The sequence below is a fragment of the Pelagibacterium sp. H642 genome (assembly GCF_031202855.1).
In the GTDB taxonomy this organism is placed as follows: Bacteria; Pseudomonadota; Alphaproteobacteria; order Rhizobiales; family Devosiaceae; genus Pelagibacterium.
This window is the reverse complement of sequence record NZ_CP101829.1, coordinates 1,065,063-1,083,383: the sequence shown is the minus strand read 5'-3', so window position 1 is coordinate 1,083,383 and position 18,321 is coordinate 1,065,063. Positions and strand designations below refer to the sequence as shown.

Annotated in this window: 16 protein-coding genes; 12 read left to right on the top strand and 4 right to left on the bottom strand. The window is 62.4% G+C overall.

Going from position 1 to position 18,321, the window contains the following annotated elements; all coding sequences use genetic code 11:
* Positions 1 to 12: 12 nt before the first annotated feature.
* A complete protein-coding gene (locus NO934_RS05355; RefSeq protein WP_309162766.1) occupies positions 13 to 1,038 on the top strand; it encodes a TRAP transporter substrate-binding protein in 1,026 nt (341 codons plus the stop codon).
* Positions 1,039 to 1,079: 41 nt separating this feature from the next.
* Here NO934_RS05355 and NO934_RS05350 read toward each other — a convergent pair whose 3' ends face one another.
* Positions 1,080 to 2,756, bottom strand: coding sequence for a thiamine pyrophosphate-binding protein (locus NO934_RS05350; RefSeq protein WP_309162765.1), 1,677 nt, complete (start codon positions 2,754 to 2,756; stop codon positions 1,080 to 1,082).
* A 149-nt stretch (positions 2,757 to 2,905) separates the two neighbouring features.
* On the opposite strand from NO934_RS05350, the gene NO934_RS05345 reads away from it, so the two are divergent.
* Positions 2,906 to 3,700, top strand: a complete 795-nt coding sequence (locus NO934_RS05345; RefSeq protein WP_309162764.1) for an NAD(P)-dependent oxidoreductase — start codon at positions 2,906 to 2,908, stop codon at positions 3,698 to 3,700.
* On the opposite strand, the gene NO934_RS05340 is transcribed toward NO934_RS05345, so the two are convergent.
* The 3 genes from NO934_RS05340 to NO934_RS05330 are packed head-to-tail and all read right to left on the bottom strand — an operon-like array spanning position 3,697 to position 6,098.
* Entirely contained in the window at positions 3,697 to 4,557 is an 861-nt protein-coding gene (locus NO934_RS05340; protein WP_309162763.1) for an SMP-30/gluconolactonase/LRE family protein, read from the bottom strand. The genes NO934_RS05345 and NO934_RS05340 overlap by 4 nt on opposite strands.
* Positions 4,558 to 5,160, bottom strand: coding sequence for a 2-dehydro-3-deoxy-6-phosphogalactonate aldolase (locus NO934_RS05335; RefSeq protein WP_309162762.1), 603 nt, complete (start codon positions 5,158 to 5,160; stop codon positions 4,558 to 4,560).
* Positions 5,157 to 6,098, bottom strand: coding sequence for a 2-dehydro-3-deoxygalactonokinase (locus tag NO934_RS05330; protein WP_309162761.1), 942 nt, complete (start codon positions 6,096 to 6,098; stop codon positions 5,157 to 5,159). The genes NO934_RS05335 and NO934_RS05330 overlap by 4 nt, the downstream gene beginning before the upstream one ends.
* Positions 6,099 to 6,263: 165 nt before the next feature.
* Here NO934_RS05330 and NO934_RS05325 point away from each other — a divergent pair, with 165 nt between their 5' ends.
* The 10 genes from NO934_RS05325 to NO934_RS05280 all read left to right on the top strand — a co-directional run bounded on the left by NO934_RS05325 (position 6,264) and on the right by NO934_RS05280 (position 18,232).
* A complete protein-coding gene (locus NO934_RS05325) occupies positions 6,264 to 7,031 on the top strand; it encodes a FadR/GntR family transcriptional regulator (protein ID WP_309162760.1) in 768 nt (255 codons plus the stop codon).
* Positions 7,032 to 7,304: 273 nt separating this feature from the next.
* A complete protein-coding gene (gene chvE, locus NO934_RS05320; protein WP_309162759.1) occupies positions 7,305 to 8,372 on the top strand; it encodes a multiple monosaccharide ABC transporter substrate-binding protein in 1,068 nt (355 codons plus the stop codon).
* A gap of 75 nt (positions 8,373 to 8,447) precedes the next feature.
* Positions 8,448 to 9,980, top strand: coding sequence for a multiple monosaccharide ABC transporter ATP-binding protein (mmsA, locus tag NO934_RS05315; protein ID WP_309162758.1), 1,533 nt, complete (start codon positions 8,448 to 8,450; stop codon positions 9,978 to 9,980).
* Between the two features lie 27 nt (positions 9,981 to 10,007).
* Positions 10,008 to 11,213: a multiple monosaccharide ABC transporter permease gene (gene mmsB / locus NO934_RS05310; protein WP_309162757.1), complete on the top strand. Its 1,206-nt coding sequence runs from the start codon at positions 10,008 to 10,010 to the stop codon at positions 11,211 to 11,213.
* A 39-nt stretch (positions 11,214 to 11,252) separates the two neighbouring features.
* A complete protein-coding gene (gene araD1 / locus NO934_RS05305) occupies positions 11,253 to 12,251 on the top strand; it encodes an AraD1 family protein (RefSeq protein ID WP_309162756.1) in 999 nt (332 codons plus the stop codon).
* A 13-nt stretch (positions 12,252 to 12,264) separates the two neighbouring features.
* Positions 12,265 to 14,007 (top strand): L-arabinonate dehydratase, encoded by a 1,743-nt coding sequence (gene araD, locus NO934_RS05300; RefSeq protein ID WP_309162755.1) that lies wholly within the window; start codon positions 12,265 to 12,267, stop codon positions 14,005 to 14,007.
* Complete coding sequence (locus NO934_RS05295; protein ID WP_309162754.1) at positions 14,007 to 14,930, top strand: Gfo/Idh/MocA family oxidoreductase; 924 nt, start codon at positions 14,007 to 14,009, stop codon at positions 14,928 to 14,930. The genes araD and NO934_RS05295 overlap by 1 nt, the downstream gene beginning before the upstream one ends.
* Before the next feature lie 286 nt (positions 14,931 to 15,216).
* Entirely contained in the window at positions 15,217 to 16,242 is a 1,026-nt protein-coding gene (locus NO934_RS05290) for a TIGR03557 family F420-dependent LLM class oxidoreductase (protein ID WP_309162753.1), read from the top strand.
* Entirely contained in the window at positions 16,239 to 17,042 is an 804-nt protein-coding gene (gene cofE / locus NO934_RS05285; RefSeq protein WP_309162752.1) for a coenzyme F420-0:L-glutamate ligase, read from the top strand. Before NO934_RS05290 ends, cofE begins: the two co-directional genes overlap by 4 nt.
* A gap of 269 nt (positions 17,043 to 17,311) precedes the next feature.
* Entirely contained in the window at positions 17,312 to 18,232 is a 921-nt protein-coding gene (locus NO934_RS05280; RefSeq protein WP_309162751.1) for a putative F420-0 ABC transporter substrate-binding protein, read from the top strand.
* The last annotated feature ends 89 nt before the right edge of the window (positions 18,233 to 18,321 follow it).

The window sequence follows — 18,321 nt, the reverse complement described above, 5'->3', positions numbered from 1 at the left end:
AGGGAGAGAGAAATGAAACTGAAATCCATCCTGCTGGGCGCGGTCGCCGCGCTCTCGTTCGCCGGGGCGGGTGTTGCCCAGGAGGTCACCCTCCGGTTGCACCAGTTCCTGCCGGCCCAGGCTACAATTCCGGCCAGCGCCATCACGCCGTGGGCGGAAAAGGTCGAAGCTGAATCCGATGGCCGTATTGCCGTCGAGCTCTACCCCGCCATGCAATTGGGCGGCGCCCCCGACAGCCTGTTTGCCCAGGCCCAGGACGGCGTCGTCGATATCGTCTGGACGGTGCTCGGTTATACGCCGGGCCGCTTCCCCAAATCGGAAGTGTTCGAGCTGCCCTTCCTCATCACCAATGGCGAGGATTCCTCGGCCGCCTTCTACAACTACGTCATGGAAAATTCCGCCGACGAGTTCGCTAGCGTCCATGTCATCGCGCTCCATACTCATGGCCCCGGCCTGTTCCATTCGCGCAATCCCATCACCGCGCTCGAGGACCTGCAGGGTATGAAGGTGCGCGGCGGCTCGCGCATCATCTCCAACATGCTCGCTCAGCTCGGCGCCGAACCGGTCGGCATGCCTGTTCCCGAAACCGCCGAGGCCCTCTCGCGCGGCGTCATCGATGCCACCACCTCCCCCTGGGAAGTGACGCCTTCGCTGCGCATCGCCGAACTGGTCACCAACCATATCGGTTTTTCCGGAGAACAGGGTCTTTATAGCCAGACCTTCGGGTTCGTGATGAACCGCGGCACCTATGAGAGCCTGCCTGAGGACCTCAAGGCCGTAATCGACGCCAATTCCGGTCTCGAAACCTCCCGCATGTTCGGCCGCGTCATGGATGAGGGCGATCTTGTGGGCCTCCAGATCGCCGAGGAGGCGGGCAACAACATCGTCACCCTCGACGAAACCGAAACCGCCCGCTGGAAGGAAGCGGCTCAGGCCACCATCGACCAGTGGTTTGCCGATATGGAAGCCATCGGTATTGACGGGCAGGCCCTCTACGCCTCGGCGCAGGAACACATGGCTGCCGCTTCGGCCGAATAAGCCGGCAACATTCCTTAAAAAAGGGGCGCCTGGGCGCCCCTTTATTTTTGCCCCGCCAGCGCCTTCTCCCGTATGGCGCTGAGCGTATTGTCGATCGTCAGTGCCTCGGGATCGACGATCACATGCAAAATCGCCGGCTTGCCCGATGCCCGTGCGCGCTCGAACGCGTCGGCGAAGTCCTCGGTCCGCTCCACCCGCTCCCCATGCCCGCCAAACGCTACGGCATATGCGGCAAAGTCGGGGTTCCTGAGCTCGGTTCCTACCACGCGGGCAGGGTAGTGCCGCTCCTGATGCATGCGGATCGTGCCATACATGGAGTTGTCGATAACGATCACGATGATCGGCAGCTCGTACTGCACCGCGGTCGCAAATTCCTGCCCGTTCATAAGGAAACATCCGTCTCCCGCAAAGGCCACCACAGGACGCTTGGGATCGATTCGCGCCGCGCCGACTGCCGCCGGCACGCAATAGCCCATCGACCCCGAAGTGGGGGCAGCTTGCGTGCCATAGCGGGTGAAACGATAGAACCGGTGCAGCCACGTTGCGTAGTTGCCGGCGCCATTGGTCATCACGGTTTCGGGCGGCAGCGTGTCGCGCAGGAAGGTCATGACCTGTCCCATGTCGACGCCGTTGCTCTGCCGCGGCTTTGGCGTCGTCCAGGCCTCAAAGCTTTCTCGCAGGGGCCCTATGGTTCCGGCGCGGTCCACCCCGCGATCCACCCGCTCGGCCAGCGCGGCGACAAAGCTCTTCGGTGACGCCGCAATCCCGATCTCGGCGCGATAGACACTGCCGATTTCCTCCGGGTCTGGATGGACGTGGACAAACTTGGTTCCAGGCTCGGGAATATCGAACAGCGTATAGCTCTGGCTCGCGATCTCCGAGAGCCGTCCCCCCAGAAGAAGCACCAAATCGGCCGATTTCGCATAGGCGATCAGCGCTGGATTGGCTCCAAGCCCGAGATCGCCGATGAAATTTGGGTGGTTGGCATCGAACAGCATCTGCCGCCGGAATGAAACCGCCACCGGCAACCCCTGTTTGGCGGCAATCGCCTCGAACTGCCCCACCGCTTCGGCATCCCAGCGCGTGCCGCCCAAAATCGCCAGCGGACGCTCCGCCGCTTCGAGCGCGGCAACGACTGCCACGATGTCCTCTTCCCGCGGCCCTGCCTCGGCCACCCGATAGGGCAGGGCGTCCGCCACCTTGACCGTTTCGGTCAGCATGTCCTCGGGCAGTGCCACCACAACCGGCCCCGGCCGCCCGCTCGCGGCCACGCTGAAGGCGCGCGCCACCAGTTCAGGAATACGCGCCGGATCTTCGATCTCCACCACCCATTTGGCGATGGAGCCGAACACGGCGCGATAGTCGAGCTCCTGAAACGCTTCGCGCTCGCGCATGCCCCGCGCGACCTGTCCCACAAACAGCACCAGGGGCGTGGAATCCTGGCGAGCGATATGGATTGCCGGCGCGGCATTGGTCGCCCCCGGCCCGCGGGTTACAAAGCACACACCCGGCTTGCCGGTGAGCTTGCCCACCGCATCAGCCATCATCGCCGCGCCGCCCTCCTGCCGGCAGACCGTCACGGCAATGGGGGAATCGTAGAGCGCATCCAGGGCCGCCAGATAGGATTCTCCAGGCACGCAGAACACGGTTTCCACCCCGTGGATCTGCAATTGATCGATGAGAATCCGTCCCCCGTTTCGGGCCGCCAAAACCGTCATGCTGCTCCTCCGATTTTTTTGAGGCTGCAACCTGCCAGCGCGGCCCAGCCCTGTCCAGCAGTGCCTCAAAATCAAAGTGTGGTAGGATCGAAGCGGGAGACAACAGGCGCTACCGGTTGTGCGTGGTGCCGAAAAAGGAGGAATATGCCGTGAGACGGCTGCTGATCACTGGCGCCGCTGGAGGGCTGGGCAAAATCGCGCGCAAGCGGTTCATCCACCTCGCTTCGATCCTGCGTCTGGCCGACATCGCCGATCTGGGGCGGGCCGATAGCAACGAGGAATTGGTTCACTGCGACCTGGCTGATTTCAATGCCGTCCGCGACCTTGTCGATGGTTGCGACGGTATCCTGCACCTGGGCGGCATCGCCGCCGAGCAGAATTTTTCATCCATTCTTTCGGCCAATATCGTCGGCGTGCGCAACATCTACGAGGCCGCCCGGCTCCATGGCCGCCCCCGCATCTTCTATGCGAGTTCCAACCACGTCGTGGGCTTTTACCGCCAGGACGAGCATGTCGATACCAATTCCGCCCCGCGCCCGGATAGCCTTTATGGCGTTTCCAAATGCTTTGGCGAGGCGCTGGCGCGATTCTATTACGACAAGTTCGGCCAGGAGAGCGCTATCGTCCGCATCGGCTCGTGCTTTCCCGAACCAACGGACTACCGCATGCTGTCGACTTGGTTGAGCTATGATGATTTCGGGCGCCTTGTCGAGCGCGTCTTCGATGTGCCCTGGCTCGGCTGCCCCATCATCTGGGGTATTTCGGCCAATTCGCGGGCCTGGTGGTCCAATGAAACGGTGCGCTATCTCGGCTGGCAGCCCAAGGACAGTGCTGACGCCTATGAACAACGCGTCCGCGCCGCCGGCAAATGGCCGGCCGCCGACCATCCGCTGGCGACCCATCAGGGCGGCAACCACACCGCCGTACCGCTCTATCCCGATTAGATCAAAACCGCCGGTTCTGCCTTGCCTCGCCCCGCGTCCTCGAGGACGAACACCATTCCCGATTGCGGATGGGCGGCAAGAGCGTCCTCATCCATGCCCTCGCGCGCCGTCGTGCAATAGAGCGTCGAAAAATCGGGTCCACCAAAGGCCGGACAGGACGAATGGGGCGCTCCGATCTCGACTGCCTTGAGGAAGGCGCCGCGCGGATCGTAAACCGCCACGCGCCCCGCGCCCCATTGGGCACACCACATATTCCCATCGGCGTCGATCACCGCCCCATCCGGGTTGAGCCCTTCTCGCGCGAGGTCGAGAAAAACCTCGGGCTCTCCGACCGGTGCGCCGGTCTCCGCGTCCAGCCGCACCCGTTTGACGATGCCTCGGTCGGTATCGGCAAAATACCCATGGCTGCGGTCGGGCGAAAAGCAGATGGCATTGGGAATGGTGATCCCCGAAAAGAGCTTTACGACCTTGCCGCGATAGAAGCGGTAGATTGCCCCGGCGTCGGTTTCGGCCTTCTTGCCCATGGACGAAATCCAGAACCCGCCCCAGGGATCTGCCCGCCCGTCATTGGTGCGCCGCCCCTCGCCGATGTCCAGTGCCGCAACGCCCTCATGCTCACCGGTTTCGATATCGAATTTGAGCAGCGCGCTCTCGCTGGCCACCAGCAGGTGGTCGCGGTCGATCCACCCGGCAGCCGAGACGATTTCGCTGAACGTCCATTCCCGCTCGCTCCCTGCTTGCCGCGTCAGCAGCTTGCGGTTGATTATATCGAACCAGAACAATTGCTCGCGCTCGGGGTGCCAAAGCGGCCCTTCGCCTAGAAAGCAGGGGCGGGCGTCGAAGACTTTCGCGTCCATTCACATCACCTCGTCATAAGCGGCAACGATGCGGCGGCAGCGCTCGCCCACCTCGCTTGCCGTAAATCCGGGTTTATAGAGCGCGGTTCCAATCCCGAACCCGTCGGCTCCCGCATCTTTCCACGCGGCAAAATTGTCCGGCCCCGCGCCGCCCACCGCATAAACCGGGGCGCTGGCCGGCAGCACTGCCTTGAGCGCCGCGATCCCGCCCGGGCCCATCACCGATGCCGGGAAAATCTTCAGCCCGTCCGCTCCCGCCTTGAGGGCAGCAAAGCATTCGGTCGCCGTAAAGACGCCCGGGAAGGACATGAGCCCCGCAGCCTTGCTCGCTTCGATCACCTGCGGATCGCAATTGGGCGAAACGATCAGCTTCCCGCCCGCATCGGCCACGGCGCGCACGTCGTCTGGCGTCAGCACCGTTCCGGCCCCGATCAACGCCTCTTTCCCGAACGCATCCGTCATCACCGCGATGCTCTCGAGCGGCTGTGGTGAGTTGAGGGGCACTTCGATCGCGGTGATCCCCTCTGCGATCAACGCTTCGGTCACCGCCAGCGCCTCGTCTGGCGTGATCCCGCGCAAAATGGCAATCAACTTGCGTTTCATTTTTCTGTCTCCCCCAAGGCCCGCCGGGCTGCGCACAACCCGGCCAATGTCATGTCTTCGCCATCGAGCATTTCCGCCTCTCCCCCTGCGATTGCCAGGCCTTGACTATAGAGCGCGGCAAGCTTGGGCGCGCCGATCAGCGACACTTTGGCCTGCCGCCAGAAATCGGCGGTCCCGGCCAGTTCCGAACCGATCAACAGCCCCGAAAGCCGCGCCCGCGATGCCCCCGCCCCGGTGCCTTCCAATAGGCTGCGCGCTCGGATCGAGAACAATTGCGTGAGGATCGCGGGGTCCTCAAGCGCTGTTTCAACGCCAGATGCGAATTCCTCATCATCCCATTCATCCCCCGCCACGCTGTGCCGCAGCACCGACTGCTCGGCCAGCAACGCAAAAATCTCGCCGGTCATCGCGCCTCGAAACCGCTTGATCTCGCCGCCTTCCACCTCCGCCCATTTGCTGTGCGTCCCCGGCATGCAGATAATGCCGCGATCGCCCTTGAGCGCCACATAGCCGGCTATCTGGGTTTCCTCTCCGCGCATCACGTCCGCCGGCCGGCGCTGGCATACGCCGGGAACGATCACCACCTCGATCCGCGGATCATTCGCCGGTGCCCGCGTCATCGTCGCCGCAATAGGTGTTGTCGGCACCTGTGCATAAGGCGCTTCGATCCACCCCTGCCGCGCTCCCACCATGCCGCAGGCGATGACGGGGATGCGGCGGTCTTTGCTCAGCCAATCGCCAACCGCCTCAATCAGCGCATCTTCGAACGCCTCGGGGCGCAATTGTCCCATGCCCTTGCCGTTCGCCGTCCGTGCCAGCACCGCATCGTCCTGTCCCATGGCCCAGGCGCGCATATTGCTGGTGCCCCAGTCTACCGCGATCCACGCCGCGCTGATGCTGGTTTGTGAGGCTGCGCGCGCGGGTTCCGATAGTGTCATGGATTGATTCTTTTCTGAAAATGGCGGCAGATGAAACGACGGTAGGCGGATTCGCATGTCCTGCGACAAATTATCTTATTATATTTTTATTTTGACAATCTCTGGCGGTCTTTGTCATGCTCGATCTTTGCCGCTCGATTGGGCGGCCGAGGAAAGCAGACGGACATGACTAGGACAATAGACGATCGTGATGGAGCGGGAGCATCGGCAGGGCCGGCTCGCCGCAAGCCGCACAATTTCCACGCCCATGTCATGTACACGCTTGGCACGGCCATTGTCGGCGGTGTTTATCAAGAAGGTCAGATTCTCCCCGGTGATGCCGAGTTGATCGAGCAGTTCGGCGTGTCCCGCACCGTGCTGCGCGAGGCGCTCAAGACCCTCGCGGCCAAGGGACTGGTCGAAGCCAGGGCCCGCGTCGGCACCCGCGTTCTGCCGCGCGCCCGCTGGAACATGTTCGATTCCGACGTGCTGCTCTGGCATCTCGATTCTGGCATCAGCGTCGATTTCATCGCTTCGCTGGCCGAAGTGCGCATGGCCGTCGAACCCGATGCCGCTGCGCTTGCCGCATCGCGCCGCACCGAGGCGCAGGCGCAAGAGCTCACCGAATGGCTTGAGCGCATGGCCCGCAAGGGCCAAAGCGCCGAGGATTTCGCTCGAGCAGATGTAGGCTTCCATCGTGTGGTGGCTCAGGCTTCGGGCAATCCCTTCATGGTCTCGCTTTCGAGCGTCGTCGAGATTGCCCTGACGGCGTCCTTCACCATATCCTCGCCCGTCGAAGGCGGCGCCGCTTTCGACAAGGCGGTTCGCCTGCACCGCAACATTGCCGAGGCCATCGTGGCCGGCGATGCCGAACTGGCCCGCGTCGCCATGCGCCAGGCCATCCAATCGGGCGTCGACAGGGCCACGACGGCGCTGGGAACCACCAAGGGTTGAAGTTGGTCTCTCCGAAATGACGGTGGTTGTCCGCGCAGCTTAGCCTACAACCCGAGCGTGTCCTTTCAGGACTTGTTCCCGAATCCAGCCCGGCGCGAACTTAAACGTCATTTGACCACCCCCGCCACAACGCCTGTGAAAAACACGCGCTGCATCAAAACCGCCCTTTACAAATAATCATACTATATGCAATCTCTGTGCAGTGCCGGCGTCAACGTCGGCAAGGGAGGTCGCCATGCGAGCACGTCGTGGCGAATTGACAGGGAGAGATTCATGAAATCGATTTTGGCAGGGCTGGGCGCCCTGGTGATGACCACTGCGCTGTCGGCCGCGCCGTCTATGGCGCAGGAGGCCGGGTTCGTCGGCATTTCCATGCCAACTCAGTCCTCGGCGCGCTGGATTTCCGACGGCAATTCCATGGTCGAGCTGTTCCAGCAGGCCGGCTACCAGACCGATCTGCAATATGCCGAGGATGACATTCCCAACCAGCTCGCCCAGATCGAGAACATGATCGTGCGCGGCGTCGATGTGCTCGTCATCGCTTCTATCGACGGCACGACATTAACAACTGCGCTCGAAAACGCCGCCGCCAACGGCATCCACGTAATCGCCTATGACCGCCTGATCCGCGGTTCTGAAAATGTCGATTACTACGCCACCTTCGACAATTTCACCGTTGGCGTGCAGCAGGCCCAGAGTCTCGTCGACGGCCTCGAAGCCTCCGACTGGGAGCCGCCCTACAATATCGAACTGTTCGGCGGTTCGCCCGACGACAACAACGCCTATTTCTTCTACGACGGCGCCATGAGTGTCCTCCAGCCGCTGATCGACGATGGCACCCTCGTCGTCAAATCCGGCCAGATGGGCATGGATACGGTCGGTACGCTGCGCTGGGACGGCTCGGTCGCCCAGGCCCGCATGGATAATCTTCTTTCGGCCCACTACACCGACGATCGGGTCCACGCGGTCCTCTCGCCCTATGACGGGCTCTCGATCGGCATCATCTCCTCGCTGCGTGGCGTCGGCTACGGTTCGGGCGATCTGCCCATGCCGATTATCTCCGGTCAGGACGCTGAACTGCCTTCGGTTGCCGCCATCATCGCCGGCGATCAGTATTCGACCATCTTCAAGGACACTCGCGAGCTTGCCCGCGTCACAGTCGGCATGGTCGAGGCGCTGATCAACGGCACCGAGCCGGAAATCAACGATACCGAAACCTATGACAATGGCGTCAAGGTCGTTCCCTCCTACCTGCTCGAGCCGGTGCTGGTTACCGCCGAGAACTGGGAAGATGTTCTGATTGGTTCGGGCTACTACACCGAAGATCAGATCACCCAATAGGCTCCTCCAAGCCTCGGACGCGGCACTGTTTCGTGCCGCGTCCATTTCGTTTCCGATGCAAAAGATGCGTAGGCCATGACCTCCATTCTCGAAATGCGCGGCATCACCAAGAGCTTTCCGGGCGTCAACGCGCTTGAAAACGTCAATCTGGTGGTCGAACGCGGCGAAATCCACGCACTAGTGGGCGAGAACGGCGCCGGTAAATCGACGCTGATGAAGGTGCTCTCCGGTGTTTATCCGTCCGGCGAATATGAAGGGCAGATCATCTTCGAGGGTGAGGAACGGCACTTCCATTCCATCGCCGAGAGCGAGCGCTGCGGCATCGTCATTATCCATCAGGAACTGGCGCTCGTCCCGCTACTCTCGATTGCCGAAAACATTTTCCTCGGCAATGAGCGCGCCAGCAATGGCGTCATCGATTGGGGCGAAACCTATCGCCGCACCGAGGGACTGTTGCAGCGCGTTTCGCTCAAGGAATCCCCGCGAACTCGTGTCACCCATCTGGGACTGGGCAAGCAGCAATTGGTCGAAATCGCCAAGGCGCTCTCCAAAGAGGTCAAGCTCTTGATCCTCGATGAGCCCACGTCATCGCTCAACGAAACCGATAGCCAGGCCCTGCTCGCACTGCTTGTGGAACTCAAGGGCAGGGGAATTTCCTCTATCCTCATTTCCCATAAGCTCAACGAGATTTCCCAGGTCGCCGATCGCATCACCGTGCTGCGCGATGGTCACACGGTTTCCACCCTCGATTGCCACACGGCCGAAATTTCCGAAGCCGATATCGTGCGCGACATGGTCGGTCGTCCCCTCAACGACCGCTTTCCGCCGCGCGATCCGCAAATCGGCGAAGTGCTGTTCGAGGTCAGAAGCTGGACGGTGCATCACCCCATCCACTCCCATCGCAAGGTGGTCGACGATGTGAGCTTTTCGGTTCGCGCCGGCGAGGTCGTGGGGATCGCCGGGCTCATGGGAGCAGGGCGCACCGAACTCGCCATGAGCCTGTTCGGCAAATCCTATGGCGACCACATTTCCGGGGAAGTTCTGCTCCACGGCAAGCCCGTCGATACCTCGACGGTGGAAAAAGCCATCACTAACCGCATCTGCTACGCCACCGAAGATCGCAAGACCTATGGCCTCGTCCTCGATCAGGCGATCCGCGACAACGTCCCCCTCGCCAACCTCAAAGGCATCGCCAACGGCATCGTTGTCGATAGCCACAAGGAGCGCGAGGTCGCCGAGCGCTACCGCCAGCTGATGGCCATCAAAAGCTCCGGCATCGGCCAGAAAACCGTCAACCTTTCGGGCGGCAACCAGCAGAAGGTCGTGCTGTCCAAATGGCTCTATGCCGAGCCGGAAGTGCTGATCCTCGACGAGCCCACGCGCGGCATCGATGTCGGCGCCAAATACGAAATCTATTCCATCATCAACGATCTGGCGCGCCAGGGTAAGGCCATCGTCCTGATCTCGTCCGAGATGCCCGAACTGCTGGGCACCTGCGACCGCATCTACGTCATGAACGCCGGTCGTTTCGTGGGCGAATTGCCCATCGCCGAAGCGAGCCAGGAAAAGATCATGTCGATGATCCTGAAAACCGCCAAAGCCGCGTGACCGCCACCCCGTATCTGGAATGCTTCCATGAGTGACTTGACCCAATCCTCGGCCCAGGCGCAAAAGCCTCAATTCGCCTCACTGGGCTATATCCGCACCCATATGCGCGAATACGGCATCCTATTTGCGCTGATCGCCATCATGGTGTTCTTCCAGATCGCGACGGGCGGCATTCTCTTGCGTCCGGTCAACATCACCAATCTGGTGCTGCAGAATTCCTACATCATCATCATGGCCGTCGGCATGCTGCTGGTGATCGTCGCCGGCCATATCGACCTTTCCGTAGGTTCGGTCATGGGCTTCGTCGGCGCGCTTTCGGCCGTGCTGATGGTCGATTTCAACATCCACTTCGTCCCCGCCGCCCTCATATGCCTGCTGATCGGCGCCGCCATCGGCGCCATCCAGGGCTATTGGGTGGCGTATTGGAAAATCCCCAGCTTCATCGTCACCCTGGCCGGCATGCTGGTCTTCAAGGGCCTGATGATGGTGATCCTCAAGGGCCGCTCGCTGGGCCCGTTCCCCGATGAATTCCGCCTGATCGCCTCTGGCTTCATCCCCGATTTCGCCGCCATCGAAGGCTTCCACCTGCTCTCGATGCTGCTCGGTGTCGCGGTCGCCGCCATCCTCGTCTGGCTCTCCATCCGCGCCCGCGCCAAGGAGGCAAAGCATGGCGTGCCCGACGAGCCCTTTGCCTTCTTTGTCGGCCGCAACATCCTCATTGCCGGCGCCGTGCTCTGGCTGGTCTATCTGCTCGCCACCTCGCGCGGCCTGCCCAATGTGTTCATCATCATGGCGGTGCTGATCGCCGGCTATTCGTTCATCGCCAAGCACACGACAATCGGTCGCCGCATCTACGCGGTGGGCGGCAACCAGAAGGCCGCCAAGCTCTCGGGCATCAATTCCGAACGGCTCACCTTCCTCGTCTTTGCCAATATGGGCATGCTTGCCGCTTTGGCCGGCCTAGTCTTTGCCGCCCGCCTCAACATGGCGACCCCCAAGGCCGGCGAAACCTTCGAACTCGACGTTATCGCGGCGGTCTTTATCGGCGGGGCGTCCATGGCGGGTGGCGTGGGCACCATCGTTGGCGCGGTGATCGGCGCCTTCATCATGGGAGTGATGAACAACGGTATGTCCATCATGGGCATCGGCATCGACTGGCAGCAGATGATCAAGGGTTTAGTGTTGCTCGCTGCAGTGCTGTTCGACGTTTACAACAAGAACAAGGCCGCCTGACTTCGGGCCGGCTGCCCACCCTTGCTGGAGTGTATCCAAGTGCTGCTTTCTCAGATCGTCGATACGAGCGGATCCCACTGTGTCGTGATGCGCCAAGACAACGAGGCCAGGATCGTCCTCGGCGCCGATTCGATCCTCACCCTGGCCAAGCGCGCCATGGCCAAGACCATGCCGCTTGCCGCCCTGATCGAAGAGCAGGGGCTAGGCGAAATTGTCGACCTTGAGGCAGCCTATGCCGAAGGCAGGATGCTTGCGCCTATCGTGCCCGAGGAGCCTTCTCGCCTGCACCTCACCGGCACGGGATTGACCCATCTGGGCTCGGCCGCAACCCGCAACGCCATGCACCAGCAGGCAGGTGCCGAAGAGAACCTCACGGACTCCATGAAAATGTTCCGTCTCGGGCTCGAAGGCGGAAAGCCTCAGGGCGGCAAGACGGGCGTGCAGCCGGAATGGTTCTATAAGGGCAACGGCCATGCCCTCGTCGCGCCGGGCAAGCCGATCATTTCCCCCGGCTTCGCGCTCGATGCGGGCGAGGAACCCGAAATCGCCGGCATCTATATCGTCTCCTATGAAGGAGTCCCCCACCGGATCGGTTTTGCCCTGGCCAACGAGTTCTCCGATCACGTCACCGAGCGGCAGAACTATCTCTACCTCGCCCATTCCAAGCTGCGTCCCGCCTCGATCGGGCCGGAAATCCTCGTGGGCGATCTTCCCGCCCATGTGGAAGGGACATCGCGCGTCATCCGCAATGGCGCCGTGCTGTGGGAAAAGCCGTTCGTATCGGGCGAGGACAATATGAGCCACACTGTGGCCAATCTCGAGCACCATCACTTCAAATACGAGATCTTCCGCAAGCCGGGCGATATCCACGTCCACATGTTCGGAACCGCGACACTGTCGTTCGCCGACGACATCCGCACGCAGGCGGGCGACATTTTCGAAATCGAGGCGGCGCCGTTCGGCCTGCCGCTCAGAAATCCTCTGACCATCGATACGACACGTCCCGCCGACGCGCCGGTCACGGTTGCCAAACTCTAGGGGTAGTGCAGGGATGACGTTCAAGAAGGCTCAATGGCCGCGCCCGTTGCGGTCTGCCCATTGGTTCGGCGGCACCAGCCGCGACCATATCTATCACCGCTCCTGGATGAAGAACCAGGGCCTGCCCGCCGACCTCTTCGACGGCCGCCCGGTGATCGGTATCTGCAACACCTGGTCGGAGATGACCCCCTGCAACGCCCATCTGCGCGATTTGGCCCAGCGGGTGAAGCACGGCATCTACGAAGCCGGCGGCCTGCCGCTCGAATTTCCGGTGTTTTCCACCGGCGAAAGCGCCCTGCGCCCCACCGCCATGATGTACCGCAACCTTGCCGCCATGGATGTCGAGGAGGCGATCCGCGCCAACCCCTGCGATGGCGTCGTGCTACTCGCCGGCTGCGACAAGACCACCCCGGCCCTCCTGATGGGTGCCGCCAGCACCGACGTGCCCTCGATCCTCGTGTCCGGCGGCCCCATGCTCAACGGCCACTGGCGCAATCAGGCCATCGGTTCGGGCACCGCACTCTGGCAGATGAGCGAAATGGTCAAATCGGGTGAGTTGACCCAGGCCGATTTCCTCGACGCCGAACAGGCCATGTCCCGCTCCCCCGGCTCGTGCAACACCATGGGCACCGCCTCGACCATGGCATCCATGGCCGAAGCCCTCGGCATGGCGCTTTCGGGCAATGCCGCCATTCCGGCGGTGGACAGCCGCCGTCGCGTCATGGCGCAACTGACGGGCCGGCGCATCGTCGAAATGGTCAAGGATGATCTAAAGCCTTCCGATATCCTCACCAAAAAGGCTTTCGAAAACGCCATAATGACCAATGGCGCCATCGGCGGCTCGACCAACGCGGTGATCCACCTCCTCGCCATCGCCGGCCGCGTTGGCGTCGATCTTTCTCTCGATGATTGGGACCGGCTGGGCCGCGACATCCCCACAATCGTCAACCTGATGCCCTCGGGCAAATACCTGATGGAGGAGTTCTTCTACGCCGGCGGGCTGCCGGTGGTGCTCAAATCGCTCCTCGATGGCGGCAAGCTCCATGGCGATGCGCTGACGGTTTCCGGCAAGCCCATCGCCGCCGAGGTCGAGCACGTCAAGAACTGGAATCCGGAAGTCATCCGCCCCGTCGACCAGGCTCTCACCTCCCATGGCGGTATCGCGGTCTTGAAGGGAAACCTCGCCCCCAACGGCGCGGTGCTCAAGCCCTCCGCTGCCAGTGAGCATCTGATGGTCCATCGCGGCCGCGCCGTGGTTTTCGAGGACATCGACGACTACAAGGCCAGGATCAACGACGAGAACCTCGATATCGACGAAACCTGCGTCATGGTCATGAAAAATTGCGGCCCGCGCGGTTATCCCGGCATGGCCGAAGTGGGCAATATGGGCCTGCCCCCCAAAGTGCTGCGCAAGGGCATCAAGGATATGGTGCGCATTTCCGATGCCCGCATGTCGGGCACCGCCTACGGCACCGTCGTCCTCCACACCTCCCCCGAGGCCGCCGTTGGCGGGCCTTTGGCCATTGTCAAAACCGGCGATTATATCGAGATCGACGTTCCTAACCGGCGCCTGCATCTCGACGTCTCCGACGCCGAAATCGCCGAGCGCCTTCTCGCCTGGACCCCGCCCGTCGAAAAGCCCGCCTCGGGTTATGCCCGTCTGTTCCACGAGCATGTGCAGGGTGCCGATACCGGTGCCGATTTCGACTTTTTGAAGGGCTGCCGCGGCCGCGAAGTGGGTAAGGACTCTCACTGATGGCCAGAAAGATCGCCATCGTCGGCCTGGGCAAGATCGCCCGCGACCAGCATGTGCCCTCGATCGAAAAGAACCCCGATTTCGAGCTTGCCGCCACCGTCAGCCGCAATGCGCGCCTCGACGGTATCGACAGCTATGAAACGCTGGGAGAAATGCTTGCCGCACGCCCCGATATCGATTGCGTGGCGCTCTGCACCCCGCCTCAAGTCCGCCGGCAATATGCGGTGGAGGCTATCGAGGCCGACCGCCACGTGCTGCTGGAAAAGCCCCCCGGCGCTACCGTCGCGGAAGTGCAGTCGCTAGTGGCGCTGGCCGGCCGTCACGCCGTTACCCTCTTTGCCACTTGGCACTCGCGCTACGCCCAGGGCGTAGAGCCAGCCCGCAAATGGCTGGCCGACAAGACGATCGAGGCCGCCGAAATCGTCTGGCGCGAGGACGTCCGCCGCTGGCATCCGGGCCAGGACTGGATATGGTCTCCCGGCGGCATGGGCGTTTTCGACCCCGGCATCAACGCGCTGTCCATCCTCACCCACATCCTTCCCGCGCCCGTGCACGTCACCGCCGCGTCCCTCGATATCCCCTCTAACCGCCAAACCCCCATTGCCGCCCGTATCGATTTCCTGGCCGCCACCGGCCATCCTGTTACAGCCGATTTCGACTGGCGCCAGCAGGGCCCGCAAACCTGGGACATCACGGTCCGCACAACCTCCGGCACCCTCCACCTTTCGGCCGGCGGCGCTACCCTCACCATCGACGGCAATGAACACCTCGCCGCCCCCGATACTGAATATGACGGCATCTACACCCATTTCGCCCACCTGCTCGCTGCCGGCGAAAGCGCGGTGGACCTCTCCCCCCTGCAACTGGTCGCCGACGCCTTCATGCTCGGCAATATCCGGCAGGTAGAGGAATTTCACGACTAGCAACGCCAAGATTTCCCCCCACAAGTAGCCAACCATCCACTTCGTCGTCTTCGGGCTTGACCCGGAGACCCGCGAGGCTCCCACACCTTCAGCAGAAGTGGGTTCTCCAACGCCTACCGCACCCCTGGCAAGGGCTGCGGATTGTCGGGTCAGGTCCGACAATAACGATGGGATAGTACGGAACCAGCACCACCAAATAATTTTACCAAAAGGTCAAAATCACCCTCTGTCACTCTCCCCGCCTTTGTGATTGACTAACCCTCGGACGCACAGGGGAGTTCGCGGAATGTCGGTCTTCAAATCCGGACCCGAGGGCCTGATTGGCTATGCGGTGATGCTCGAGCAGTTTCACCCGCGAGACTGTGTCGAACTCACCGCCTATGCCGAACAAAAAGGCTTCAACGGCGCCATGGCCGCCGACCATTTCCAGCCCTGGGTGCCGCAGCAGGGCCAATCCGCCTTCGTCTGGAACGTTCTGACCGCCATCGGTGAGCGCACCAAAGGCGATATGGGCCCCGGCGTCACCACACCGACCTTCCGCTGGCACCCGGCCATGGTTGCCCAGGCCTCGGCCACCCTCGCCGCCATGTACCCCAATCGCCATTGGCTGGGCGTTGGGGCAGGGGAGGCGCTCAACGAAAGCTTCCTCGCCCAATACTGGCCAGACGCCGGCGAGCGCTCGGCGCGCATGTTCGAGGCCATCGAACTCATCAAGAAGCTTTTCGAGAATTCGGCCAGGGGCAAGGACACCAAGCACAAGGGCGAATACTACAAGATGGAGGCCACCCGCCTCTGGACCATGCCCGAAACCCCGCCGGAAATCCTCGTCGCCACCGCCGGCCCGATCAACGCCAGGAAAACCGGCAGGCTGGCCGACGGCATCATCACCGTCGGCGCCCCGATCGAAAAGATCGAGATGCTGTTCGAAAAATTCTCCGAAGGCGCTCGCGAAGCGGGCAAGAACCCCGACACCATGCCCAAGATCCTCCAGCTTCATTTAAGCTGGGCGCCCACCTATGAAGAGGCACTGGCCAACGCCATAACCGAATGGCCCAATGGCGGCATGAAATTCCCTAAGGCAGATATCCGCTCGCCCTTCGATTTCGAGCAGATGGCCAAGCTCGTCCGCCCGGAGGATTTCAAGGGCCGCATGGTGATCTCGCCCGAGCCTGAGGAACATCTCGAACACATCGAAAAATTCGCCGCCTTCGGCTTCGATCGCATCTACCTGCACAATGTCGGCCGCAATCAACGCGAATGGATCGATGTCTTCTCCGAAAAAGTCCTGCCCCGCCTGAGGAAAGCCAAATGACGCCGCGGCTGACACTCTGGGGCATTGAGGGCATCCCCGAAATTGCGCCGGGCGACGATCTCGTCGCGCTCATCACTGCGGCGATCGATGTCATGGCCAAATCCGATCCCGAGGCGGCGTTGGCCGACGGCGATATCCTCATCGTCACCTCCAAGATCGTCTCCAAGGCGGAAGGCATGCAGGTCCCGCTCGAAGCGCGCGAACTGGCGATTGAAGAGGATACCGTCCGCATCGTGGCCGAGCGCGCCCATCCCGGTGGCATCACTAGAATCGTCGAAACCCGCCAGGGGCTCGTCATGGCCGCAGCCGGCCTGGATACCTCCAACGTTCCTGCTGGCCAGGCCCTGCGCCTGCCGCGCGATCCCGACGCCTCGGCCAAAACCCTCTGCGCCGGACTACGCGAACAAACCGGCAAACGCCTCGGCGTCATCGTCACCGATACGCTCGGCCGCCCCTGGCGCGTCGGTCAAACCGACGCGGCCATCGGCGCCGCCGGTGTCCATCTGGTCGACGATCTGCGCGGTGGCGTCGATGCCAATGGCCGCCCTCTGAGCGCCACCGTCACCGTTCTCGCCGACGAACTCGCCGCCGCCGCCGATCTGGTCAAGGGCAAGGCATCCCGCATCCCGGTCGCGGTCGCCCGCGGCCTCTCCCGCCTGGTTATCGATCTCGATAGCTCCGGCGCCAAAACCCTCGCCCGTCCTGCCCAGGACGACATGTTCCGCCTCGGCTCGTCCGAGGCTTATCGGCAGGGTTATGAGGCCGCGATGCGGGAGATGACCAAGGAGCCTGCGAAATGAGTACCCATACGCCCCTTGGTGCTTGTGGCGCACCCCTCACCCCCATCCCCTCTCCCTCAAGGGAAGAAGGGGGCTTTTCCCGCGAACAGGCTACCCTTCTCCCCTTGAGGGAGAAGGTGGACTTTCGCTTGAAAAGCGAAAGGTCGGATGAGGGGTGTTCTGAGCTGGCCATTTCCCCCATCACTCGCCAAAAGCTACCCTGCTCCCCTGGTGGGAGAAGGTGCCCCGAAGGGGCGGATGAGGGGGGTGCAGCGTTTGCCAAATGCGCAATGATTGCCATAGCCGCTCTTTTTGCCACCCCAGCCCTCGCCACCGACTACCCCCTCACCATCGAAAACTGCGGCACCACCGTCACCTTCACCGCGCCCCCAGAGCGCGTCGTCACCATCAAATCCACCGCCACCGAAATGCTCCTCGCCCTCGGCCTGGGCGACAGGATCGTCGGCGTGGGCTTCCAGGACGGCCCCGTGCCCGAACAATGGGCGCCCGCAACCGATCTTCCCGTTCTCGCCGATCGCGTCCCCAGCCAGGAGGTCGTTCTCGAAGCAGAACCTGATTTCGTCTATGGCGGTTGGGAGAGCAGCTTTGCCGCCGATGCCGCCGGCGAGCGCGACAGCTTGCACGCCCTTGGCATCGCTACCTATGTCGCCCCCACCGCCTGCCGCTCGACCGGCACGCCCGAGAAGATCTCCTTTGAGGATGTCTTCGACCAGATCCTCGAAATGGGCATGATCTTCGACGTTGAGGACCGCGCCGCCGAACTGGTCGATCAGCAGCGCGCCCTCCTAGCCGAGATCAAGCCAGCCTCCAATCTCACCGGCGTCTGGTATTCCTCGGCTACCTCCACACCCTATGTCGGCGCTGGCCTCGGCGGCCCGCAGATGACCATGGACGCTCTAGGCATCACCAACATCTTCTCCGAAGTCCAAGACACCTGGACCTCGGCAAGCTGGGAGGCCATCGTCGATCAGGATCCGGACCTGATGGTCCTCGTCGATGCCGAATGGAACTCGGTGGACCAGAAAGTCCGCCTCCTCAATGACAACCCCGCCACCGCCAACATGAGCGCGGTGCAGCACGCGCGCTATCTCACCATCCCGTTCCCCGCCGCCGAACCCGGCGTCCGCTCCGTTCCGGCGACTGTGGATCTGGCCAACCAATTGACCGGGCTGGAACTGACCTCCCCGTGATGCTTCAGTGCGGCAACAAACCCCAGCATTGTCATTCCGGAGTTCATGTCTGGAATCCAGCGCTGCGGCTGCGACACATACATGCGCGT

Coding starts and splice junctions, on each gene's coding strand:
- mmsB (WP_309162757.1), top strand. CDS start 10,008: ATGAGTGACTTGACCCAATCCTCGGCCCAGGCGCAAAAGCCTCAATTC.
- NO934_RS05350 (WP_309162765.1), bottom strand. CDS start 2,756: ATGACGGTTTTGGCGGCCCGAAACGGGGGACGGATTCTCATCGATCAA.
- NO934_RS05355 (WP_309162766.1), top strand. CDS start 13: ATGAAACTGAAATCCATCCTGCTGGGCGCGGTCGCCGCGCTCTCGTTC.
- cofE (WP_309162752.1), top strand. CDS start 16,239: ATGACGCCGCGGCTGACACTCTGGGGCATTGAGGGCATCCCCGAAATT.
- NO934_RS05335 (WP_309162762.1), bottom strand. CDS start 5,160: ATGAAACGCAAGTTGATTGCCATTTTGCGCGGGATCACGCCAGACGAG.
- NO934_RS05280 (WP_309162751.1), top strand. CDS start 17,312: ATGATTGCCATAGCCGCTCTTTTTGCCACCCCAGCCCTCGCCACCGAC.
- araD (WP_309162755.1), top strand. CDS start 12,265: ATGACGTTCAAGAAGGCTCAATGGCCGCGCCCGTTGCGGTCTGCCCAT.
- chvE (WP_309162759.1), top strand. CDS start 7,305: ATGAAATCGATTTTGGCAGGGCTGGGCGCCCTGGTGATGACCACTGCG.
- mmsA (WP_309162758.1), top strand. CDS start 8,448: ATGACCTCCATTCTCGAAATGCGCGGCATCACCAAGAGCTTTCCGGGC.
- NO934_RS05330 (WP_309162761.1), bottom strand. CDS start 6,098: ATGACACTATCGGAACCCGCGCGCGCAGCCTCACAAACCAGCATCAGC.
- NO934_RS05340 (WP_309162763.1), bottom strand. CDS start 4,557: ATGGACGCGAAAGTCTTCGACGCCCGCCCCTGCTTTCTAGGCGAAGGG.
- NO934_RS05295 (WP_309162754.1), top strand. CDS start 14,007: ATGGCCAGAAAGATCGCCATCGTCGGCCTGGGCAAGATCGCCCGCGAC.
- NO934_RS05325 (WP_309162760.1), top strand. CDS start 6,264: ATGACTAGGACAATAGACGATCGTGATGGAGCGGGAGCATCGGCAGGG.
- NO934_RS05290 (WP_309162753.1), top strand. CDS start 15,217: ATGTCGGTCTTCAAATCCGGACCCGAGGGCCTGATTGGCTATGCGGTG.